This is a genomic window from Lysinibacillus agricola, assembly GCF_016638705.1.
GTDB lineage: Bacteria > Bacillota > Bacilli > Bacillales_A > Planococcaceae > Lysinibacillus > Lysinibacillus agricola.
In genome coordinates this window covers 1030703-1054974 of sequence record NZ_CP067341.1, presented here as the reverse complement: position 1 = coordinate 1054974, position 24272 = coordinate 1030703, and the positions used below count along the sequence as shown (strand labels likewise).

The window sequence follows — 24272 nt, the reverse complement described above, 5'->3', positions numbered from 1 at the left end:
GCTTTTAGAAAAAAAGAGCTGCAAAAGAATACAGCTCTTCATTTGTATTAGTCGTTATTACTTGGGAATGCAAACGTAGATGCTGTCGATGCTTGACCTGTCATCCAACGCTCTGATATTGTTTTTGTTTTTGTGAAGAAGCGTGCCTGATCTGGACCAAACATATGCCCTTCTCCAAATCGAGAACCTTTAAATCCAGCAAAGTTATGGTAACCAACCGGAATTGGAATCGGCACATTGACACCTACCATGCCAACATCTATTTCTGTTGTGAATTTACGTGCTGCTAGGCCATCATTCGTAAAGATTGTGACACCATTTCCAAGCTCATGCTTATTAATAAGTTGGATTGCTTCATCCAATGAATCAACACGAACAACATTACGAGCTGGACCGAATATTTCTTGTTCATAAATTTCCATGCCTGGTTTTACGTTATCTAGCAATGTCGGCCCTACAAAGAATCCTTTTGACTCTTTCACAATATCAAGATTTCGACCATCACAAATAACTGTTGCACCTTCAGATTCACCTCGATCGATAGCAGCAATAATCGCTTCCTTCGATTGCTGTGAAATGACAGGGCCAAAGTCTGTCTCTGGATTTGTATATGAACCAACCTTCAAGTTAGTGATTTTCTCCTTTAAGATTTCAACAAGACGATCTGCTGTATCCTTTCCAACAGGCATAATCGTAGAAATGGCCATACAACGTTGAGAGGCCGCTCCATATGCTGCACCGATAAATGCACTGGCAACCTGTTCAAGATCTGCGTCCGGCATGACAACCATATTATTTTTTCCTCCACCAAGTGCTGTAACACGTTTACCATATTTTGAACCTGTCTCGTAAATGTATTTAGCAACTGGCGTTGATCCTACAAATGAAATCGCTTGCACAATTTGGTTTTCTAAAAGTTCATTGACAGCATCTTTATCACCATTCACTACTGTCCAAACTCCATCTGGTAATCCAGCCTTTTTCCAAAGCTCACTAATATATAATGCTGTCATAGGAACTCGTTCGGATGCTTTTAAAATAACTGCATTACCGACAGCAATAGCCATACTTGTTTGTGCTAACGGCACCATAATCGGGAAGTTAAATGGCGAAATGGCCGCTACAACACCTAATGGATATTTTGCTGAGTAGGCATTAATTTGACCCCCGACATTGACCGAGTACTCACCTTTCATTAAATGGGGTGCACCGATTGCTAAGTCCACAGACTCCAAACCACGTGTAATCTCACCTTTTGCATCCTCAATCGTTTTACCACTTTCTATACAAATAATTTGTAAAAGCTCCTCCATATTTTCAGTAATGAGGTTACGGAACTTTAATACAATCTCTGCACGTTTAGCTACTGACATATCACGCCATTTTGGAAATGCCGCCTGTGCCTTATCGATAGCCTCTCGAGTTTCTTCTACAGTTGCAAGTGGAACCTTGGCAATAACCTCACCAGTCGTTGGGTTAAATACTGAACCGAAGCGTCCACTTTTCCCTTCTACTAATTCCCCACCAATAAAATGCGTTAAAGTTTTAACCTCTTGTGCTGTTGTCATAATTCTAGTCCTCCTTTAAAATTGTTCAATTTTACATTTTTCTTTTAAACTTAAATAAGCGGCAGACATATCATTTTCTCCATAGCCCTGCTGAGAAATATCACTATATAGATCCACTAATTTTTCCCCGATTCGAAGTGGAACCCCTGCTTCTTCTGCCATATTTTTCGCTAGCTTCAAATCTTTTAATAATAGATTTGTAGAAAAACCTGGCTGATAGTTTTCGTTTTTCATATACTCTACGTAATTACGTTCATAAATACGGCTTTGACCATAGCTATTGCTTAATACGTCATACAGCGTATCTGCATGGATACCCATTTTCTCACCTAGTACAATTGTTTCAGCGACTGCCTCTGTATAGAATCCAATCATTAAATTATTAAGTAATTTAATACGTGTACCTACACTTGGAGATGTACCGAGATGATAGACGTTTTTTCCGACTATTCGGAATATTCCAGACCCACTTTGATAATCTTCTTTTTCACCACCGACCATGATTGTAAGTGTTGCATGAATAGCCCCTATAACGCCCCCACTAACAGGTGCCCCAAGATAACGTAATCCCAATGATTGTGCTTCTATATGTAAGGAATCATTTAATTCGGGATTTACCGTACTAAAGTCTATTAATAAACTTCCTTTTTTAGCATGGTGCATTATACCCTGCTCAGAACTATACACTTGTCCCACTATTTGTGGTGTCGGCAAGCTCGTCATGATGATATCACTTTGCTCAGCAACTTCCCTTGCTGTTGCAAGTCCAACTCCACCTTCTGCTTTAAATTGTTCCATTGCTTGTGAATTCGTGTCAAAGCCATAAACCTTATAGCCTGCCTTTAATAAATTAATCGACATTGGTAACCCCATATTGCCTAAGCCGATAAAACCTAATTTCTCCGTCATTTTGACCTCCCCCGTTCCTTGAAAATCCGATGAACACTAGCCAACTCTACTCTTTTATCGTAACATTAATAACAAGATTTATTAGCTGACCACAGTCATTGACTCCGGTCACTTAAATCATAATCAAAATAAATCCATCTCGTCAATTAAAATATTTTATATTTTCAGAATAATCTTGTAAAAAAATATCTTGAAATACTTAAATTTGGCTCATCACCATAAGTTATGGATGACATTTGTTAAGACGCACCTATGTATATAAGCTGATTGGAGTGGAGGTTGAGCGACTCCTTGGGGATTAGCGTCACAGAATGAGACCCTGGAGCGAAGCGAGTAGGAGAACGAAGGCTAAAAGCATCACGTTCTGTGATAACGCCTTCGTGACCAACATCCTGCCGCTACGTTGCACTACGCTTTCGCACAAAAAACATTTGTTGCCCCGACGCCCCCAGGTAAGCGCCCAGTCGGAACGGAAATCAACCACACGTTATGGTGATGAGCCTTAAATTTGGAGGAATTATCGAAATATGAATTCACTAACTAGTCGACAATTAAAAGCATTAGAAACACGGGAAAAATTACTAAAAACATCATTAGACCTATTTAATAAACATGGATTTGAGCATGTATCTGTTGAGCAAATTACTAAAGCATGTAATGTATCAAAGGGAACGTTTTACACCCACTTCCCGTCCAAGTACGATGTTATTTTAGAAAAATTTAAAGAGCTTGATAGTTTTTATAGCACTGTGGAAAAAAATATTGATCGCACTTTACCGGCAAGTGAAAAAATTTTATTACTCTATCAAGAACAAATGAAGTACTTAACAAATGTTGTTGGAAAAGATTTATTGAGAACAGTCTATACTGCTGCGATGACAAATCAAGTGGAACAAGATCATTATTTAGTAAATCCACAACGAATGATTTTCCAAATTATGAACACTTATATCGAAGAAGGTATTCGACTTGGAGAGTTTCGTCAAGATTTGGAGGTTAGTCAATTTCAAGCAATTATTCAACGCTGTATGCGTGCAAATGTTTATGATTGGTTAATTCATAATGAAAATTTCGATTTAGCTGCTGAGATGGCACAATTTACATCTATCGTGTTAGATGGATTGAAAGTAGAAAATAAATAGCTCATTGTAGAAGGGTGTGTATAGGTGGAAACTGCTTGCGTTCGGGTGAAGTCATATTCTGCTCCGGTTGTATCTCCTTTCGCTCAGGTAACCGGAAGTAATGATCAGGTAAAGCCTTGATTTGAGCGGGTGGCCAGGTGAAATGATCGGGTATTGCCCTTATTCGATCAGGTTGCACTGATGTTCGCTCCGGCCGAATCCTTTTCCGATCAGGTTGCACTTGGGTTCTTCTACTTTTCGCTTGGCTGAGTTTCTTTCCCACTCGAATTGCGCCTTCATTCGCTCAAGTAAATCACTTTGCTCAAACTCTACAAAAAAATAGCACTTCATCCAATCCGGAATGAAGTGCTACTTGATCAGTTTTCATTAACTAACAAAATATTTCTCAACAACGGTTTCTACAGGTAATGGCTTGTTATATAAATAGCCTTGCCCTTTTTGACATCGATGGCGTTTTAGAAAATCGACCTGTGACGGCTCCTCGATTCCTTCAGCAACGACCTCTAACCCTAAATTATGGGACATTGAGATAATGGCTTTGATGATGGCCTCATTTTTATCATCTTTTGTAATATCCGCAATAAATGATTGATCTATTTTTATGATATCTATCGGATAACGTTTTAAATAGCTTAAAGATGAATAGCCAGTTCCAAAATCATCAACCGAAACATAAACACCTAGCTGCTTCAATTCAGTTAATATTGAAAATGTTTCATGGACGTTGGTCATGGAGCTTTCGGTAATTTCAACCTCTAATAATTCAGGTGGCACATTATACTTTTTCAAGGCAGCTTTAATTTTCCGAGCGAAGTTTTCTTTTCTAAATTGTTTTGGTGATATATTAACGGCAATTCGAACTGGTCGATAGCCTTTCATTTGCCACTCTTTTTGATAGCGACATACCTCGTCAATAATCCAATCACCAATTTCAATTATTAAGCCTGATGCCTCTGCAATGGGTATAAACTGTGCAGGTGACACAAAACCAAATTTGCGATTATTCCATCGTAATAATGCCTCGAAGCTATTTATGCTGTTATTTGTTAAATCCATTTGTGGCTGTAAATGAATACTTAGCTCATTAAATTCGATGGCACGACGTAAATGCGCTTCCATTAATGCCTCATTTGGAAAAATAGTTGTCATATCTTCACGATAGTAACGGTAGTGTGATCGCCCATGCTCTTTTACAGAGAATAATGCTTTATCTGCTTTACGTACAAGTGTTTCTAAGTCCTTGCCATCTGCAGGACTAAGTGAGATACCGATCGACACGCTTATAAAATATTCCTGCTCATCTATCATGAATGGCTGTTTTAGTGCGTCTAAAATAGCGTTAGCCGTATGTTCAATTTTGTTGATGGTTGCATCTTTTAGAACAAAAATAAATTCATCGCTATTATAACGATAAAGCGAGCATTTGGAGTAACAGAGCTCACGAAGTCTATGACTAAACATCCGCATAAGTTCATCACCCTTACTTTCACCAAGGGATTCATTAAACTTTTTAAAGCGATCAATATCCACTAAAATAAGAGCTGCTTGCTTTTTTCCATGCTTTTTATCATTTAAATGATGTAACCAATGCTCCTTAAAAGCTTTGCGATTCCAAACACCCGTTAATTCATCCATTAATGCTAGGTAATAAAAGGCCTCATGATCATTCATAAATGAAGTAGCATCTTTCACAAATAGATGTACACCAATAATTTCACCATTAAAATACGTTGGATGCGTTCTTAAATAAAATGGTTCTTTACTTAGCAATTGGCGCTTAAATAAGCATTTTGGCATACCAAATGCTGAGCCCTCAACAGTTTTTGCAAATAGTAATTTAAATTCGTTGATATACTTACTCTCTAATAATGAAAAAATATTTTGTCCTATCAAGCTGTGATGCTCGTTTGACAATAGAGAAGTGGCAATAACGTTTTGATGAATAATGCGACCTTGTAAATCAGTTGTTAATACCGGACTTACGTGCTGTTCCACAAATTGCAAATAGGGTTCCTCTTCATTTTGTTTCTCACGTAGAATAACTGCTACAACTGATTTTTCTAAATGCTGTACATGAACAAAAAATGTTTTTACTTTGTGTTCAGTACGTATTTTTAGCCTTTGGTCCATATTCAATTCTTGTTGTAATATATTCGATAATTGCAGCCAGCAATGCTCCGTAAAAAAATGTTCTGCATTGGTGGCTTTCACATCCTGTAGCTCAATAAATGACGGTAGCTTATCGTTAAAGTTAACGATTTCAAACGCTTTTGTTTTAACTTTTCTCAAACATACGACTGCATCAAATGGATTAAGTTGTATGACTTGATGATAGTCTGCAAATTGCGCTACACTCTCTTTATATTTTTTCATTATATCCCTCACTAAGTAGCGTGTTTGCTTTATTCTTCGTCTAGCGTAGGTTTAAGTGCATCTTTTAAGAAAATTTCCTGACTATTAATTGGATCTTCACTACGATCAAAATCTTTGTAATGATATTTTCCATTTGAGTCTTGAATACGAGCTTTTGCTTTATCCTCAAGTTGTGTATTCATGATGTTAATAATACGGGCTTTTGCTTCACTTGCATATACAGGGAATAGAATTTCTACACGTTTAATCATATTACGAGTCATCATATCTGCAGAAGATAAATATACTTTATTTTCCCCATTATGATGGAACCAATAAATACGAGAATGCTCAAGGAAACGACCAACAATACTTGTTACTGTTATGTTTTCACTAATTCCAGGGATACCTGGTCTAATACAACAAATACCACGAATGATAAGCTCTACTTTTACACCTGCAATGGATGCCTCATATAGCTTCATCATTAAGTCTTTGTCCGTCAGTGAATTCATTTTAGCTCGGATAAAACCATTGCCATGCTTCTTATGACAAGCAATTTCCTCATCCATTAACCGGATAAATTCATCTCGAATATCAAACGGGGCCACGACTAAGTGATTAAAAGCTGGCTTCTCTGTATAACCACTTAAATAGTTAAAGAAATTAGTGGCATCAATGCCAAATTCCTTATCTGTCGTTATTATACCCATATCTGTATAAATTTTTGCAGTTGCATCATTATAATTCCCTGTTCCAAGATGTACAAAACGCTCAATTTTTCCATTTCGACGACTTACAACAAGTGTTATTTTCGAGTGTGTTTTTAAATTGTTCATACCGTAAATAACAAGGCAGCCAGCTTGCTCCAGTTGCTTTGCCCAATGAACATTATTTTCTTCATCAAAACGTGCTTTCAATTCAACTAAAACTGTTACCTGCTTACCATTTTCTGCTGCGAACTTTAATGCTTGTATAATGGGTGAATTACCACTTACACGATATAATGTTTGTTTGATTGCTAAAACGTTCGGATTGACTGCCGCTTCTGAGATAAAATCTACGATAGGCACAAACGACTCATATGGGTGATGGAAAAAAATATCTTGTTGCAGAGCTTTTTCAAAAATATTTTCATCCGATTGCAAATCTAATGGTGGCTGCGGGATAAAGCTTTCATATTCTAAATGTTCTCGACCAATAGATATGCCTTTTACAAACGAGAACATAAATGTTAAATCTAGCGGTCCATCTATATGAAAAACATCCGTTTCTTCAATTTCAAATTCATCTAGTAAGTATGTAAGAACTTCCTCACTCATCTCGCCCTCACGAACTTCTAGACGACTGCCTAAACCCCATCTACGTTTTTTCAGTTCTTTTTCGATTTCTACAAGTAAATCTCTTGCGCCTTCTTCATGAATTGTTAAATCAGCATTACGTGTCAAACGGAAAGCCTGTGCTGACTTAACACTGTATCCATAAAAGAGCTTTTCTATATGCGCTGCAATGACGTCCTCTAATAAGACAATTACAGTTTCTCCGTCTGCTGATGGTACTTTAATATAACGATCTAAGACAGATGGTACTTGTACAATCGCTACTTTTTCACGACTCTCTAAATCCGCTTCATCTTGCTCTAATAATACAAGTAAATTTAATGTTTTACTGAACAAAGTTGGGAAAGGACGATATGCATCTACAGCTACGGGTGTTAAAACAGGGAAGATTGTTTCTGCAAACATTTCATTGACAAACGCTTTTTGTGTACTATTTAAGTCTTTCATGTCTGCTATATGTACATTATGTTGTGGTAATAAATCATATATTAAATGTCTGTATACTTCAGTTTGACGGCGCACTAATGCCTGAGTACGCTCTGCAATTTTCGCTAATTGCTCTTTTGGTGTTAGGCCCGACTTATTTTCAGGCTTATGGAAACCTGCACGTACCTGATCCTGTAGACCTGCAACACGTACCATGAAAAACTCATCTAAATTCGAACTAAATATTGCTAAAAATTTTAGACGTTCTAGCAGAGGATTATTAACATCCTCTGCTTCCTCTAAAACTCGTTCATTGAAGGCTAGCCAGCTTAATTCACGATTATTATAGTATTGCGGCTTGGCAATTTCCTCTAATAATCGACCTTGTGTTTCTGTTGATTCCTCTTCTTGTAACTGATTATTCGTAATTTCAGTTGTCATAATTGTTCAACCCTTCTTCAATAAAGTTTATTTTTATAGGTATCTTTAGTGCGCGTTCTAGATGTTTTTTATGTCGGTTTGCTTGATATTTTTCTGCGGCAGCGTTGTTTTTTACATAGATACTAAGCTGCACATAATCCTCTTCTGTCTGCATCTCAATGGCATGTACAATCTTTCTTTTTGACACATTTAACGCATAGACAAATTTTAAAAGTGCGCCAAAGTCTCGTATTTTACGATACTCCTCACGACTCAGCCATTCTGTAAAAGGAGCAGCGAATCGTTGATAATAATCTTTATTTTTATATGAGGCTAAAAGTGCTAATTTCACACGTTCCTTATGATTCAGCCCATCAATAGATTGGTTCGCAATTAAATAAAAAGTATGCTGACTTGCAGAACTTAACTCAATATACTCTCCAATATTAAAAACTTTCGCCGCTTTCGTTAATAATTGTAAATCTTTTGGATTATATTGTGAATAACCAAGATGGCAACACTCACGGTATAATTGATCCGTTAAATTCCTCAAATAGTCTACTTCTTCTTCAGTTCGACCATACTGACGAGCCAATCTTCTTGCGTTTCCCTCAAACACATTGTACTTATCAAACGCACTTTCATCTGTTTGCAAAATACGCTGTATAATAAGTCCCTCACGCAATCCGTTCTTTGTTATCTGGAACAACTCACTGCCAACAACCTCCATTAACACACTGAAAACTTCTAATGCAGGGACAATGATATCGGCACGATCCGCCGAAAGCCCATCTAACTGTTTCAACTCATTAAAGCTTAAATTACCTAAAAATACACTGAGCTCTTCTAAATTTTCCTTAGTCATTTCGTAACCATGTACACTTGCGATTGGATATACATGTTTTTGTTGATGAATTTGAGCAATATTTCGGGCACTACCACCAATAGCGATAATTGGTAAATTGATATCCTGAATCCAGGGAAGTGATTTGAACTGTTCTTTAATAAATGCAATGAGTTCCTTTTTTTCACTGCTATTCATAATGTCTCCCTTTACAAAACGTTGCTTTAAAGAAACTGTACCAAAAGGAAAACTATGAGATTTCTGTAGTTCTTTATTTTCAAAAAGTGTTATTTCTGTACTACCGCCACCAATATCGATCGTTACAGCGGACTTTGTGCCTATTGAATGCGCTACAGCAACAAAGCCATAATATGCCTCTTCTTCTTCAGTTAAAAGCTCTATTTGAATACCTGTCCGATCCTTCATTAAGGCAATTATTTTTGCTTTATTGGTCGCCTGACGGATTGCAGCTGTTGCAGCAGCTTTCACATCAGTCACTTCAAAATCATCAAGCATTGCTTTAAAAGTCAATAATGTATCTGTTAATACTTGTATACCCTCTTCAGACATTTCACCAGAGGGCTGTAAATATGTACGTAAACGTGCAACCGTTTTAATATTTCCAATCTCACGAAGTCCCTCTTCTTTATCGTATCGATGCAATACTAATCGAATGGTGTTAGAGCCAATATCGATGATAGCCGTTTTTAATTCATTCAAATAATCACTTCCTTAACGCGTACATGCCATATTATTATCGGTTCTATATCTTTTTCGGTAGGAGTGTCGCGACATCCATTTCCATGTGGATACCCAACTAATAGACCTTATTATTGTGTTCCTAGCATCATAATCTATACAAAAAAATCGGAACCTAAAAAGGCATCCGATTTTCTTAAAATTATTAATATACTTTCAGGATACCCATTATTAATATTGTGAAGTACCTTTTCCAACTTTATTCATCTTAAGCGTTCACTCTTGGTAAAGCTTCATTTTATAGGATAAGCTGGTCTACTCGTAAAATAAGCTCTGCAATTTCAGGCTTACTAATTTGATCCTCTGCACCTACTTGGTCGCCTTTATGACGAAGATCATCCGTAATTAAGCTTGAAAAAATAATGACAGGAAGCTTTTGGAGATCTGGATGTTCCTTAATTTTACGCGTTAAATGATGCCCATCCATTTGCGGCATTTCTATGTCCGTCACAACTAATTGAATATGCTCAGACACATCGCTACCACCTTTGACGACGGATTCGAGGTATTCATAAGCATCACGGCCATTCTCAAAGAATTCTACATTTTCGTAACCTGCTTCATTCATAGTATCGAATAATAGCTTACGTAGTAATGGTGAATCTTCAGCAATTAAAATTCGTTTTTCAGAGCGATCACGTTTACCAAGCTTTTTAACAGATTCTACACTTATACCAGAATCCGGATTGATATCTACCATAATTCTTTCGAAATCAAGCAATAAAATCATTTGCTCATTTTGCTTAATAACACCAATTACTTGTGATGTTCCTCCTTGATACATATCAGAAGGTTTCTCGATTTGATTCCATGAAATACGGTGAATTTGTGTAACGTTATCTACATGGAATACTACGCGCTGTTTATTAAACTCAGCTACAATATATTTTTGCTGAGGATTACGCTCTGTACTTTGAATACCCAATACTCGGAGCATATCAACTACTGGTAAAACCTCACCTCGTAATTGAATAATCCCTTCTACATGCGGGTGCGCGTGTGGAATAAATGTTACTGGAATCGGTTGAATAATTTCTTTCACTTTAATAACGTTAATACCAAATTTATTGTTAGCTACTTCAAATTCAACAATTTCTAGCTCATTTGTGCCACTCTCTAATAATATTCCTTTATGTTCCAAAGCAACCCCGCTCCTTTCTTTCCAACTTCTATTTATAATTCAATTGTATCATAGGCAATACATTTCTCCTACTTGCTTTTTCCATTTTTATCATTGACTTGGCTCATCACCATAACGTAGAGTTGATTTCCGTTCCGACTGGGCGCGTCCGATGAGCCGCTAATCCCCAAGGAGTCGCCCAGCCTCCACTCCAATCAACTTATAGACATGATATACGTTTTAACAAATATCATCTCCAACTTTTGAGCCATTGACCTTTAGATGTACCAATAGGCCAATTACTGTCATCACAATTAATGTCGATAACGCAACACGACTTGCTAGCGTTCCGTAATCTTTCATCCATAATGTGACCGTTCCGTAGACTGCTGGCCCAATAATTGAAGATACTTTACCCGAGAATGCAAACAAGCCAAAAAATTGGCCACGTTTTTCATCTGGAGACAATTCAATAATATACGTTCTAGATGTTACCCACATTGATCCTAGTGATATGCCGAACATACTACCAGCAAGCCAGAACATCCATTGCTCTGTTGCAAAGACAGCAAATGCTAAAGCGACAATCATTAATAGTGCCACCACAGTTATCGCTCGTTTAGCTCCAATTGCTTTTGTAATATAACCAAATGCAAGCGAGCCAATAATTGTTGAAACAGTAGATACTAAATAAAGCACGATAAATTGCCCCGATGTAAAGCCTACAATCGTTGTAGCATATACAGCCATCATTGCAATAGTTGTTGCAATTGCATCATTTAAAAAGAAGTAAGCAATCATAAAGGTGAAAATAGCTTTATATTGCTTCATGTCCTTAAATGTTTGAACAATTTCCTTATAACCATCTAAAAATTTAATAGGCTTTCGTTGAGACGTTGGAATCGGTGTATCTTTATTAATAAAAAATAATGGCAAAGAAAATATTAAATATAAAATGGCAGTTGGAATAAATGCTCGATGGAAATCACTGTTTCCTACATACAAATAAACAAGTAACCCCAAAATTGTACCTAAATAGCCAATCGCTACCCCATATCCAGAAATAAGGGGCATTTCCTCTTTCGTCCCTAAGTCTCCCATCATAGAATCATAGAACACTAGACTTGAATTAAAGAAAAATTTCGCAATGACAAAACTAGCTACAACTAAAAATAAACTAAGTGGCACACCTGAATAATTTGTTGACGTCTGTAGATTCGCAAAAACACCCATCATAAAGGTAAAGAAGATGGAAATAGATGCAAACCACACGATAAATCTCTTTTTATAGCCAGTATTATCAATCCATACGCCAAAGAGTGGTGAAAAAATAACGAGGAAAAAGCTAGCAATGGCATTTGCATACGAAATAAACGTGCTCGCCACCTGCTGCATTACCTCATTCGTCCCTAAAACCTCATCCATATAAAATGGGAAAAATATTGTATTAATATTTGAAGAAAATATTGTATTCGCAAAATCATAAAACGCCCACGATAAAATTGGCAGTGATAAATAAAGAGCTAACTGACTTCGATGTTGTACGTCTACTGCTGAACTCCGCTTCATAAAACCCCCCTCCCCATTCTCTATACTATTAAATAAATTCCCCTCTGTAATAAAAAATTCCCTTTATTTAAAGAAAATTAATACTATTTACAATATACAAGCAATCGCACTTCACTAACACTCTAATATGAACGAATCTTCTCCCTCTCTAAGGACTACTAAAGATTTACTTAATACTCATTAATTTAGGGTTATAGGACTATTGTTAAAGGAGTATTATCTAGAACTTTGTTTTAGCAATGCAGTAATTCTTATACCTCCATCATAAAAAAGCTCATCACCAAAAGTTGGAGATAATATTTGTTAAAATGTATGCCATTTATATAAGTTGATTGGAGTGAGGCATGGCGACTCCTTGGAAATTAGCGCCACGTTATGGTTATTAGCCTAAAAAAAAGATACCCAAGCCCCCTCGCTTGGATATCCATTGCACTATTCTTCCGTATTCACCCACATGGAAGACCATTGTTCTATTGCTTTAAGGACCGGTGTAAGTGCATGTCCTTTTTCTGTTAGCTCGTATTCGATCACTACTGGTGTTGATGGAATAACTGTACGTTTTACAATTTGCTCAATCTCTAATTCTTTTAATCTCTCCGTTAACACACGACTGCTAATACCCAACTGATTTTTAATTGTTGAGTATCGTTGAGGCCCTTCTAATAACTGATAAATAAGCAGAGTGTTCCAGCTATGATTTAATATTTTGAGCGCCTTTTCAAATCGTGGACAAATTTTTTTTTGATCCAATTTACCTTCCTCCAAAAGTATTTTGTTCTTATATAACAGTATATCATTTTTTCGAAAATAAGTTTCAAAAATAAAATTTAGTTACTTGACAAAACTTGTTTTTAAAAATAAACTAAGTTACGAAATGTAAGTTGGAAAACAAAAGGAGTTATTAAACTATGCAACATATCGGTTCAACTATTTTACGTGTCGTACTCGGCATTATTTTTGCCACTCATGGCTTTCAAAAGTTTCAGGGTGGTATCGGCTTCACAGCTGATTATTTTGACGCCATTGGTATTCCAGGCTTTATGGCATATATTGTTGCCATTATAGAACTAGTCGGTGGTGTTGCAATTATTTTAGGCTTAGGTACAAGACTTTTTGGCGCTTTATTGACAGTGACAATGATTGTTGCCATTTTTACAGCGAAGCTTAGCGTTGGCTTTATCGGCGCAGATGGCTTAGCTGGATATGAATTAGATTTAGCTTTAGCCGCAATTGCTTTATACTTTGCACTTGCTGGGGCATCTAGTTTTTCTTTAGACTCAAAACTTTTTGGTAAAGAGTAATTCTTCCGTAGCCTTCTACTGAATGAAGACATAAGAAAACCCGAAGTTCCATAAGATGGCACTTTGGGTTTTCTAAAATTAGAACTCTTCAGTTTTTTGTGTTTTTTCTATTATGATTATCACAATTTGTAAGAAGTCTAACATTTTTTGATAAACCTATCAATTATGCCTCGGCATAATTGCGTCCGGAATCGGCTTAGTGCTTAGGCCTGCGTGATGCAGGTCAGTTAGCCGTTATCGCATGGATGCGATGATTTTAGGCTAACATCCTTTAAGAATTCATTTCCGATTCCGTGACATCCGCCAGAGGCTTTAACTTCTTTCAGCAGATGTCTTTTGTCCCGAAAGCGTAGCGACAGGTACAGGTGTTTGGACACCCGCTGAAAGAAGTTTAAATTTATTGATAAGCTTTTAAAAGTGCCTGTGTTCCGTTTTCACCATAGCCCTCTTCCATTAGCTTTTCATACATGTCATAAGCAAGTGCAAGACCTGGTAATGTAATCCCCATTTTTTTAGATTCGTCTAAAGCAATTTTCATATCCTTCACAAAATGCTTAATATAAAAACCTGGTGCATAATCTTCTTTGATCATGCGGGGTGCTAAATTACTTAACGACCAAGAACCTGCTGCACCAGACGATATGGATTGCAATACTGTTGGTAAATCAAGTCCAGCCTTTAAACCGTAAGCAAGTGACTCACACACACCAATCATTCCTGAAGCAATAACTATCTGATTACACATTTTAGCATGCTGTCCTGCACCGGCCTCACCTTGATAAACAATATTTCCACCAAAATGATTCATGACTGGTAAAACTTTATTGAATGTAGCTCGACTACCTCCAACCATAATGGATAAGGTACCATTTTGAGCACCGATATCTCCGCCAGAAACAGGTGCATCTAGCGATTCTACTCCAAGCTTTTGAGCATGGTCAAAAATTCTCTTTGCCAATGTTGGCTCTGAAGTAGTCATATCAATAACGATATTGCCGAATTCAGCTGTTTGAAATAATCCGTTGTCTCCAAAATAAACTTCCTCTACATCTGCAGGGTATCCAACCATCGTAAAGGCTATTTCCTTATTTTTAAATGCTTCTGCTGGTGAACTTGCCCAAGCTGCACCTAATGCCATAAGCGGCTCTGCTTTCTCCTTTGTACGTGTATAAACTGTTACCTCATGACCATTCTGTAATAAATGCTTGATGATGCTAGCTCCCATAACGCCTGTACCGATAAATGCAATACGCTCTTTTCCCATATGTAAAAATGCTCCTTTGCTATAAAGGCTATCGATTGATTCTCTATACCACTTTTCAGATAACCAACATTAGCACTTATTTTAACTTTCAGTGTAGTTGAATAAGTGGGATAATTCAAACTCTTCTTTGACTTGTACTAAAAACCTTATGTGCTGCATATATACGAGTAAATCAATTTTGCTTTCGCGCAGATAAACATTGTTGCTGTCGCTTTGCTTTCGTTACAAAAACATTTGCTGAATGAAGATAAGAAAAAAAGAGCAGTTGATGGGGTATCACTGCTCTAAAGGGGGAAATGAGAATGTTGCTGTGTTCATATTAAGTATTCCCCAGAAAATGCTTTTTAAACATACTATTTAAAAAGTTTATACTCTGAATACTGGAACATTCTTTCAATCTTCTTGATCTTCTTCGTCTTCAAATGCTGTCTGTCTATAATAAGTATTCATTAACTGATCTAATCTGCGACTCAGTTGAATGGTTTTCGCATTTTGTAACCCGTTTTCTACACCTGAGCGAATCATCATCTCACGAGTTTGTTCCATTTGTTTCAAGAGTAGATTGACCATTCATACAACCCTCCACACACAAATAATCATACCATTATTATACATTTATATTTCATTTCTTACAGCATTAACTTACGACAATGTTCGACAAATTAGCTTCTAGGAATTTCCTGATAAGTGTAAATCACTCGTCCATTTTGTTTGGCCTCACCTCTAACATGTTTAAATAAAGGATGTTTTACAAGTACTTCTCGAAACTCATAAAATTGTTCCTTTTCTATTTCTACACTGTTTATTTCCCCATTTTGTAATTGTTTAATCATATTTTCGTATTTTTCCATTAATTCTATTCCTTTCTTTTTATCATTTTGTGTAACAAATTATGAATTATTTAAAAAAGGCTTTACGTTTCCCTTTTTTTCATGCAAACTGTATATTATTAGTCGATGAAGGAGCTGACTGTCTGTGAAAATAGCTGAAGTTGGAAATATTATCGAGTTTAAAGATGGCTTACAAGGTATAGTCGAAAAAGTAAATGAAAATTCGGTGATCGTTGATTTAACATACATGGAGAATTTTGATTCCCTTGAAATTGAAGAGAAAACGGTCGTCAACCATAAACGTTACAAAATTTTATATACAAATGAAGCTCAATAGTCTGAATAGTCCCTATTTATCTTTATAGATGATATGGGACTTTTTTTTTGTTAAAATTAAAGCATGGAGGTCGAAATATGCTTACAAATTCGAAACAAACAATAATATTTCTCCTTTCTTTATTATTCGTTTATGGCATGCTAGCTTTTACCTTTGCTAACCAAGCTGTATTTTGGTACATGTATGCATTTACTTTACTTGTATGTATTGCCATTGCAATTCTGGCTGGTAAAATCGAAGATCAGTTACCTACCTGGCAATTTTTACTCTTTGGTATTGGATACGGTACAATAACATATGGTATTATACGCTTTGGCTATTGGCTTGCACCACACATTAATAATTCCTTAGTACAATCAGTACAAAAATTTTTAGCAAACTATGGACCACAAAATATTTGGCACTATATATTACTCGTATTCATTGTAGCCATTGGTGAAGAACTATTTTGGCGCGGCTATATTCAACAACAGCTAAAACGCTTTATGCGTCCTGCTTTTGCTGTTATTGTAACTGCGATGTTATGCGCCATCTCCATTGCTATTAGTGGCTTTATGCTGGGTATGATTGCTGCACTTGTAACAAGCCTTATTTGGGGCTTTTTATATGAATGGCGTAAAAGTATGCCACTTGTTATTGTAACCCATGTAGTTTTTGTACTATTATTATTTTTAGTGTTACCTTTAACATGATAACATTAAAATTTGGAAACATTTTATCTTTACCAACGTTTAATAAAGAAAAGGAGGGCTTTTCATGCAAAAAAGATTATTTTCTATACCTGCATTATTATTAACAGCAGTTTTAGTCGTAGGATGTAACACTTCTGATAAAACAGAGGATTCTGATGCTCAAAAAAAGGAGCCAGCAAATACAACGACTGAACAACAACAGCCATCATCTGAGGATACAGCTGTAGATGAACCGCAAGAAACGCCTACATCAAATGAAACAAATAAAGACAATACGGACACTTCAGCTAAGCCTGAACAAGAAGTTAACTATGTACAAAAAGGTGAAGACAAGACTGGAAAAGCAACAGAATCTAAAAGTGCTGAACAAGGCTATAAAATGCAACAGCTACCTGGATTTACACTTACTCAAGAAGAACCAGGTAAAGACATGTTAGTTTCTAATGAAAATTCTGAAGTATTTATGCGTATCGAAACAATTGATGCATCACAATCAAGCTATGATGATACAAAAACATCTATGCAAGATTATATGAATGCTGTTGGTGAAACAGTAGCTTTAACTTCTGAGGAACTAGCTGCATTTAAAGATGTTAAAAACATTGAGGGTTATGTTGTGAATTTTGATACAGAAAAAGAAAAAGTAATCGGCATTGTTTTTGAAAAAGATGGTTTAATTTCAAAACTAATAATTCACGATAACGACGAACTAGATTTAACAGATGCTATGCTTAAAATGGCAGCAACTATTTCTAAAAAATAATGATTCAAAAAAGACTGTAGACAAACTTGTTAGAAAGACTTGTTTGCTCTACAGTCTTTTTATTATTTTAAATGAGGCTCATCACCATAACGAGATTGATTTCCGTTCCAATTGGGCGCTTTCCTGGGGGTGTCCGATGAGCCACATGAGGCCACAAGTGTTTTTTGTGCGTAAGCGAAGCGGCAGCAACAAGTATTTTTTGTGCGTAAGCATTGTGTCTCAGCTCAACATTTGATGTAGAGCCTTTTTAATCAACAAAAGCGCGGCTACTGTTCAAAATAAAAAAAGTTGCCTCAAATGGATTGAGACAACTCTTTTTAATAAGACAAATCCTTAATAGACAGGCCTAATTTTTTTAATAAAGTGATAGCTTGATCTTTTTCTTCAACGGAAAGCACACTCATCAATTCATGTAAATGCTGCTCATGTTTTGGAAATAGTTCTCCCATAAATGCTTCACCTTTATCAGTAATATCTGCATAGGTAACACGGCGATCTGATGGACAAGAGACACGCAATAAATATCCTCTTTTTTCAAGCTTGTCAATGACATACGTAATAGACCCACTAGCTAGCAAAATTTTATTGCCAATTTGCTGTAATGGTTGTCTTCCTTTATGATAAAGAAGCTCTAATACAGCAAACTCAGTTGGGTTTAATCCATTCTCTTGAAAAAATTGATGGGTCGTTTCATTAATTGCTTTATGCGCACGTGATAATACAATGTATAATTTTAAAGATTGTTTTATATCTTCTGACGTCATATCCTTTTCCTCTCAATTCGCTCTTTATACATGCCATTATAGCGATATTAGAAAAGCGTTGTCAAAAGCAATATTTGATTTTGTGCCTTTCGCGGTGGTTTATGCAACCATTAGTACTCTCTTTATGTTACTAAATAAGCAGAATCCTTCGCGGATACATCCATTGTATCCATCTGATTAAATGTGTAAATTGGGAATTGTAAGTGGAAGCATGTCCCCTTCTGTAATTCACTATTCACACCTATTACACCTTCATGCTCTTCAATCACCTTTTTCACGAAAGCAAGGCCTAGTCCTGTCCCTGTTGATTTCGTCGTGTAAAAAGGTTGGAATAAGTTTTGAAGGGTAGCGCTGTCCATGCCGACACCTTCGTCTTTAATCATTAGTTCTACACTCGCACAATCAATAACATTTATTTCTACTGTGATGGTTCCACCACTTTTCATGGATTCCATCGCATTTTTAATAAGATTCATGAATACTTGCTTTAAACGATTCTCATTGCCACCAATATATACTTGCGTAGAAGCAGAAATATATTGAATCATAATATTTTTCATAAGTGCATCTGGTAACATAAACTCAATCACTTGCTTCACAATGTTGTCTAGCTCTAATAATTCTACCTTCATGCTTGTTGGCTTGGACAATACTAAAAGCTCGGATAAAATTTGTTCCATCCGTTGGAGTTCACTATCAATGACCGATAAATACATGCTTGATTCCTCATCAGCATTTAGCTTTAATAACTCAGTAAAGCCCTTTAAAGAAGTTAATGGATTACGAATTTCATGGGCAATACTGCATGCCATTTGACCAACAACATTTAAAGCTTGTTGATGCTCAACTTTATGTTGAAGTTGTTTCTTTTCTGTTTCATCATTAATGACTGTGACAATAATATTGTTATATTCATCAAAGACACTCGAAATTTCATAATAACAAGTTCTGCTAACTTGAGTTTCATCAACTACATGAATACTTGCATGCTTTTCACCCATCAGTTTAGAAAGGTATGTTGTAATTTGACCTTTCTTCAACGAAAATGTATCAAATATGTGTTGATGTGCTTTATGAAGAAGCTGTGATTTTTCAATTTTCAAATACATTTCAGCATACTTATTTAGCCCAAGAATTATCCCGCTAGCGTCACTTACAATAACAGCGTAAGGTAAGTTATCATAAGCATTGAAAGATTGTGATCTCTCCTGCTCTTGGCTAACATATAATTCATGAGCTATGTCATTATTTAACGTTGAAATTTGCGCAACAATTTCTTCAGTGTTTGGATCATAAAAACATTTGAAGGACATCATTTCAAACTCATTACCAGTTGTTCTAATATTGAAGATTTCCTCTGATCTCAAATCACTTTGTAATTGTTTGACGAACTTCGCCCAGTTTAAATTTGATGGCTCGTCCATAGCTAAGTAGCCAATATACGTTAAATTAAGGTTAAAAAGTTTAATAGCAGCCTCATTCACGTTCAAAATTTTCCCTGCTTTATTAAGAATAAGTGTTGGTGACGAAGTACTTTTCATAAGATTTCCAAAACATTGATTAATATCATTTTGCTTCAACTTTCTCACCTAACCTTTCAAAAGAGTAAAAAACCTCTTAATCGAATTTTGAGCCTTACTATACTTTATGACTGTACGATTCTATTATTACAAAATTTAGTAAATTTAAGTATTTAAAATTATTTCACGAACTGTTCACAAAATAAATAGGTAAAAAGGATTATATTGTATGACAGCTACTTGACTGTTACAATTAGAAATTGAAAGGAAGATTATTAAATGAATACTATTTTAACTACTTTAAACGCAAAGTATATTCACACAAATTTAGCATTGCGTTATTTAAAAGGTGCTGCTCTACCGGAGTTTAATCCAGTCATTGCAGAATATACAATTAAAGATCCCGCTTTTAATATTGTATCAGATTTGTTTCAAAAAAAACCTGATATTGTAGGATTTAGTTGCTATATTTGGAATATTGAAGAAACGATTCACGTTATCAAGATGTTAAAAACTGTCTGTCCAAATGTTAAAATTTTGCTCGGGGGACCTGAAGTTTCTTACGATACCCATCATTGGTTACGGAGAATTGAAGAGGTTGATTTCATTATTATGGGCGAAGGAGAAACTTCCTTTAAACAATTGCTCCGCTATTTGCATGGAGAAATTGCATTAGAGGATGTTCCAGGGATTTGCTACTTAGAGGATGGTAAAGTGCGAATTCACGCACAACCACCAAAAGTAGATTTACGTGAATTGCCAAGTCCATTTCGCTTTGATGAGGATCTCCCACATCTAAGCAAACGAATTCAATATATCGAAACAAGTCGAGGCTGTCCATTTAGCTGTCAATTTTGTTTATCTTCTATTGAAGTAGGTGTTCGATATTTTAACCGAGAAAAAATAAAAGAAGATATTCGATTCTTGATGGACAATGGTGCACGTATTATTAAATTTGTTGACCGTACATTTAATATAAGCCGCAGCTATGCTATGGAAATGTTCCAATTTTTAATCGATGAACATAAGCCAGGGGTTGTATTCCAATTTGAAATTACCGCAGATATTATGCGTCCTGAGGTTATCCAGTTTTTAAATGATAACGCACCACAAGGTCTTTTTCGTTTTGAAATCGGTGTTCAGTCGACGAATGATTTAACAAATACTCTTGTGAAACGCCGCCAAAACTTTGAAAAACTAACGCGTACAGTGACGATGGTCAAAGAAGGTGGAAAGATTGATCAGCATTTAGATTTAATCGCTGGTTTACCAGAGGAAGATTATGCAAGCTTCCGCCAAACCTTTAATGATGTTTTCGCCATGCGACCAGAAGAATTACAGCTTGGCTTCCTTAAACTTCTGCGCGGTACAGGCCTTCGTCTAGAGGCTGAAAAATTCGGCTATACTTATGTGGACTTAGCTCCTTACGAAATTTTCTCAAACAATGTCTTAACATTTGATGATATTGTACGCATTAAACATGCAGAGGATGTACTTGAGAAATACTGGAATGATCACCGTATGGATCATACGATTGAATACTTAGTAACTGAAGTGTTTGAAACGCCATTTGATTTCTTCCAAAATTTCGGTACGTATTGGGAAACAAAGGGTTGGTCACGTATCGGTCATCAGCTTGAGGATTTATTCCGTCGTTTATTAATGTTTTTAGAAACTGTAGAGGGTGCTAATTTAAATGTTATTCAAAGCTTAATGCAGCTGGATTATTTAAAGGCTCAGCAGTTCCAGCCACGTAAATTATGGTGGAAGGAGCGCCCTACAGAGGAGCAACAAAAAACACTTTATAATGCTTTACGTGAAAACCCTACAATTGCAGGTGAGGAATTCGCAAGCTTCAATCTATCTGAAAAAGAGTTGTTTAAACATACGCTCATTATTCCGCATCACATAGATTACCAAAATTTCTCAAATGGCAAAATTGTACAAAAAAATGCCTATCTTTTAACTTACTTCCGTCTCGGTCAAGCACCATACTTTGCAACAATCCACTCTGTATAATAAGAAACGCTAGTCCATTAATAAATATTGGATTAGCGTTTTTTTACATTCATAAAGAACTCTTAAATTTATCAGTAATCTAAAATGAATCCAAATAATTACATTTCAAATGTACCTATTTTAAGTAAAACCGATAGCTTTCTTATGGTCATCAGATGTTAGTAGAGGTATTACAATTATCCTAAAAAAGTTTAGTACGAAATTCTCAGGTCACTAATGCCTTTGCATTGTAAATATTACCCACTCAACAGTCATTATATTCAGGAAAAACAATTTTAAATTTTTTGACAATTATATGACGAAGTCACTTATATGCTGATTTTATACATTATTTTCTTTGTAAATGACAAATTGTAATAGTAAGTATATCAAAAAAAATCGAACTTTGGTGAAGTAAAAGAAGCTGTTCAAGATAAGTTATGAGCTACTTAATCGTCAAGAATAGATTGCCAATGAGAGGCCCAATCATGCTCGATAGTTCAAGTGATCCACCAAAAATAAACGATAACACAAAAAAAACGCTGCAAAAGATTTCCTCTTATGCAGCCGCTCTTCATTTTTCCTATATCTTTTTTTGCACGAATTTCCTTACACGTATCAGACACCATAACTGTATCTTCAGCAAGATTTAATAAGTAAACCGACCAGGTCAAATAAATCGAGTACCTGGTCTTTTTTGGTTGGTTTACCTAGCATACATGACTAAACCATTCTCAACAAACACTGAACAACGTTGTTGAATTGTGATATACAATCCTAGTGCCAGTCCGTAGTCATCACACCACTTTGTGTCACAGCTAACACCTACTTGCACATTACATCTATAAATTTGAAGATTATCTCAAAAGGTAACCTTTAAGAGAACAAAAAGGGGCAATTCAAGAATAGACTTCCATAAAAGCCTTTATATCAATGGTTTAGTGCTTTACCCAATAATTACACGTTCCTTTGGATAGTGATAATTAGATTTTTTACCTCTACCGCCACCACCTAGAGTGTAAAGGAAGGAAATTAATCCGACACGACCAATAAACATTAAAATCATAACGATAATTTTACCAATTACCGATAAGTCAGAGGTGATCCCTAAAGACATCCCACACGTTCCGAACGCTGATGTAATTTCAAAAATAATTTGAATCAGTGACGCATGTGGCTCAGTAATGAGTAAAATAATTGTCGCTACTAATACCATAAAGAATGCCAATAAGATAACAACAAACGAGCGGAATACATCAATTAAATGTATTTCACGTCCGAATACTTGAATATCCTCTCTTCCTCGTGAGAAGGTAATTAGGAATAGAATGGCCATTGCAAACGTTGTTGTACGTATCCCACCACCAACTGAACTCGGTGAGGCGCCAATAAACATTAAAAAACTCATAAAAATATCTGTTGCTTCACTAAAGGTTGTTACATCATACGTCGTAAGTCCAGCTGATCGTGTTGAAACAGAATGGAACATTGCAGAAAACAGAGCCTCATGCCAAGGCATTCCCTTAAAGGAATGGAATGATTCAAGCAGTAAAATAACGACAGCCCCTACTGCAAATAAAATTGCATATGTGGAAGTTGTTATTTTAGTAAATAAACTAAAGCGGAAATTTGCATGGCGATTAAGTAAAAAGGTTTTCACTTCAATTAAAACTGGGAAGCCTATCGCGCCAAGCACAATTAGCACCATTGTTATCGCTTGAACAAAGTAATCGTTATGAAACGGTAGTAAACTCATACCAGTAATATCAAAGCCCCCATTTGTAGTAGCTGAAACGGAGGCAAAGACACCATGAATCAAGGCTTCTTCCAAAGTATCGAAGTAATTGGTAAAGTGCAACGTTAAAATAAATGCCCCCATCACTTCAATGCCAATTAAGATTTTCAATATTTCTCGAATTAATTGAACAACCCCTGACAAATTGTATTGGTTATGGTCAATCATAATCAATTGACGCTCACGCATACCAATTTTTTTCCCAACAAGTAACCAAACAAAGGTACCTAGTGACATTATACCAATTGCCCCAAGCTGTAAAATGACAAGGACCATCACGAGCCCAAATGTTGTATAGCTCTCAGATATATTAAATGTTGTTAAACCTGTTACACTAACTGCACTAACTGCAGTAAACAAGCTATCTAATAATGAAACTTTCACACCTTCTTGGTGAACGCCAGGTAGCCGTAGTAACAGGAAGGAAATCGCTATAGCTATAAAATAATAAGAAACAAGTACCTGAAAAGGGGTTACAAGTCTATTTGATGATTTTTTCCAGGGCACTTTAACAACTCCTTCCTCACATGATGCCAAACTCGATAGATATTAGTATAGA

The 24272-nt window shown here is 36.0% G+C and carries 20 protein-coding genes; 6 read left to right on the top strand and 14 right to left on the bottom strand.

What is annotated here, in order from left to right; translation table 11 throughout:
* Nucleotides 1-47 precede the first annotated feature (47 nt).
* Nucleotides 48-1568, bottom strand: coding sequence for a CoA-acylating methylmalonate-semialdehyde dehydrogenase (locus FJQ98_RS04945; protein ID WP_053594752.1), 1521 nt, complete (start codon nucleotides 1566-1568; stop codon nucleotides 48-50).
* A gap of 15 nt (nucleotides 1569-1583) precedes the next feature.
* The gene (locus FJQ98_RS04940) at nucleotides 1584-2477 is read right to left on the bottom strand and encodes an NAD(P)-dependent oxidoreductase (protein WP_053594753.1); all 894 of its coding nucleotides are present in this window, start codon (nucleotides 2475-2477) and stop codon (nucleotides 1584-1586) included.
* 527 nt (nucleotides 2478-3004) lie between these two features.
* On the opposite strand from FJQ98_RS04940, the gene FJQ98_RS04935 reads away from it, so the two are divergent.
* Nucleotides 3005-3619, top strand: coding sequence for a TetR/AcrR family transcriptional regulator (locus tag FJQ98_RS04935; protein ID WP_053594754.1), 615 nt, complete (start codon nucleotides 3005-3007; stop codon nucleotides 3617-3619).
* A gap of 366 nt (nucleotides 3620-3985) precedes the next feature.
* Here the strand turns inward: FJQ98_RS04935 and FJQ98_RS04930 are convergent, their stop codons facing one another.
* The 6 genes from FJQ98_RS04930 to FJQ98_RS04905 all read right to left on the bottom strand — a co-directional run bounded on the left by FJQ98_RS04930 (nucleotide 3986) and on the right by FJQ98_RS04905 (nucleotide 13199).
* Nucleotides 3986-5992, bottom strand: coding sequence for a putative bifunctional diguanylate cyclase/phosphodiesterase (locus tag FJQ98_RS04930; RefSeq protein WP_053594756.1), 2007 nt, complete (start codon nucleotides 5990-5992; stop codon nucleotides 3986-3988).
* Between the two features lie 29 nt (nucleotides 5993-6021).
* The gene (locus FJQ98_RS04925) at nucleotides 6022-8178 is read right to left on the bottom strand and encodes an RNA degradosome polyphosphate kinase (protein ID WP_053594757.1); all 2157 of its coding nucleotides are present in this window, start codon (nucleotides 8176-8178) and stop codon (nucleotides 6022-6024) included.
* Nucleotides 8168-9721 (bottom strand): Ppx/GppA family phosphatase, encoded by a 1554-nt coding sequence (locus tag FJQ98_RS04920; protein ID WP_053594758.1) that lies wholly within the window; start codon nucleotides 9719-9721, stop codon nucleotides 8168-8170. The genes FJQ98_RS04925 and FJQ98_RS04920 overlap by 11 nt, the downstream gene beginning before the upstream one ends.
* A 277-nt stretch (nucleotides 9722-9998) precedes the next feature.
* Nucleotides 9999-10901, bottom strand: a complete 903-nt coding sequence (locus tag FJQ98_RS04915; RefSeq protein ID WP_053594759.1) for a chemotaxis protein — start codon at nucleotides 10899-10901, stop codon at nucleotides 9999-10001.
* A 219-nt stretch (nucleotides 10902-11120) separates the two neighbouring features.
* On the bottom strand, nucleotides 11121-12449 hold the full coding sequence (locus FJQ98_RS04910; RefSeq protein WP_053594760.1) for an MFS transporter: 1329 nt from the start codon (nucleotides 12447-12449) through the stop codon (nucleotides 11121-11123).
* 432 nt (nucleotides 12450-12881) lie between these two features.
* Nucleotides 12882-13199 (bottom strand): winged helix-turn-helix transcriptional regulator, encoded by a 318-nt coding sequence (locus FJQ98_RS04905; protein WP_053594761.1) that lies wholly within the window; start codon nucleotides 13197-13199, stop codon nucleotides 12882-12884.
* 158 nt (nucleotides 13200-13357) lie between these two features.
* Here FJQ98_RS04905 and FJQ98_RS04900 point away from each other — a divergent pair, with 158 nt between their 5' ends.
* A complete protein-coding gene (locus FJQ98_RS04900; RefSeq protein ID WP_053594762.1) occupies nucleotides 13358-13750 on the top strand; it encodes a DoxX family protein in 393 nt (130 codons plus the stop codon).
* A gap of 397 nt (nucleotides 13751-14147) precedes the next feature.
* Here the strand turns inward: FJQ98_RS04900 and FJQ98_RS04895 are convergent, their stop codons facing one another.
* The 3 genes from FJQ98_RS04895 to FJQ98_RS04885 all read right to left on the bottom strand — a co-directional run bounded on the left by FJQ98_RS04895 (nucleotide 14148) and on the right by FJQ98_RS04885 (nucleotide 15865).
* Entirely contained in the window at nucleotides 14148-15014 is an 867-nt protein-coding gene (locus FJQ98_RS04895; RefSeq protein WP_053594763.1) for an NAD(P)-dependent oxidoreductase, read from the bottom strand.
* A 393-nt stretch (nucleotides 15015-15407) separates the two neighbouring features.
* Entirely contained in the window at nucleotides 15408-15584 is a 177-nt protein-coding gene (locus FJQ98_RS04890; RefSeq protein ID WP_075807235.1) for an aspartyl-phosphate phosphatase Spo0E family protein, read from the bottom strand.
* Between the two features lie 92 nt (nucleotides 15585-15676).
* Entirely contained in the window at nucleotides 15677-15865 is a 189-nt protein-coding gene (locus FJQ98_RS04885; RefSeq protein WP_053594764.1) for a hypothetical protein, read from the bottom strand.
* A 124-nt stretch (nucleotides 15866-15989) separates the two neighbouring features.
* Between FJQ98_RS04885 and FJQ98_RS04880 the strand changes: the two genes are divergently transcribed.
* The 3 genes from FJQ98_RS04880 to FJQ98_RS04870 all read left to right on the top strand — a co-directional run bounded on the left by FJQ98_RS04880 (nucleotide 15990) and on the right by FJQ98_RS04870 (nucleotide 17636).
* Nucleotides 15990-16181, top strand: a complete 192-nt coding sequence (locus tag FJQ98_RS04880) for a YkvS family protein (protein ID WP_053594765.1) — start codon at nucleotides 15990-15992, stop codon at nucleotides 16179-16181.
* A 77-nt stretch (nucleotides 16182-16258) separates the two neighbouring features.
* Nucleotides 16259-16873: a CPBP family intramembrane glutamic endopeptidase gene (locus FJQ98_RS04875; RefSeq protein WP_053594766.1), complete on the top strand. Its 615-nt coding sequence runs from the start codon at nucleotides 16259-16261 to the stop codon at nucleotides 16871-16873.
* Between the two features lie 64 nt (nucleotides 16874-16937).
* Nucleotides 16938-17636 (top strand): hypothetical protein, encoded by a 699-nt coding sequence (locus FJQ98_RS04870; protein ID WP_053594767.1) that lies wholly within the window; start codon nucleotides 16938-16940, stop codon nucleotides 17634-17636.
* A 317-nt stretch (nucleotides 17637-17953) separates the two neighbouring features.
* On the opposite strand, the gene FJQ98_RS04865 is transcribed toward FJQ98_RS04870, so the two are convergent.
* Together FJQ98_RS04865 and FJQ98_RS04860 are read right to left on the bottom strand one after the other, a co-directional pair.
* The gene (locus tag FJQ98_RS04865; RefSeq protein ID WP_053594768.1) at nucleotides 17954-18400 is read right to left on the bottom strand and encodes a MarR family winged helix-turn-helix transcriptional regulator; all 447 of its coding nucleotides are present in this window, start codon (nucleotides 18398-18400) and stop codon (nucleotides 17954-17956) included.
* 122 nt (nucleotides 18401-18522) lie between these two features.
* Complete coding sequence (locus FJQ98_RS04860; protein WP_246494292.1) at nucleotides 18523-19989, bottom strand: PAS domain-containing sensor histidine kinase; 1467 nt, start codon at nucleotides 19987-19989, stop codon at nucleotides 18523-18525.
* 210 nt (nucleotides 19990-20199) lie between these two features.
* Here FJQ98_RS04860 and FJQ98_RS04855 point away from each other — a divergent pair, with 210 nt between their 5' ends.
* Nucleotides 20200-21939: a B12-binding domain-containing radical SAM protein gene (locus FJQ98_RS04855; RefSeq protein ID WP_053594769.1), complete on the top strand. Its 1740-nt coding sequence runs from the start codon at nucleotides 20200-20202 to the stop codon at nucleotides 21937-21939.
* Nucleotides 21940-22864: 925 nt separating this feature from the next.
* Here the strand turns inward: FJQ98_RS04855 and FJQ98_RS04850 are convergent.
* Nucleotides 22865-24220, bottom strand: coding sequence for a TrkH family potassium uptake protein (locus FJQ98_RS04850; RefSeq protein WP_053594770.1), 1356 nt, complete (start codon nucleotides 24218-24220; stop codon nucleotides 22865-22867).
* Between the last annotated feature and the right edge of the window lie 52 nt (nucleotides 24221-24272).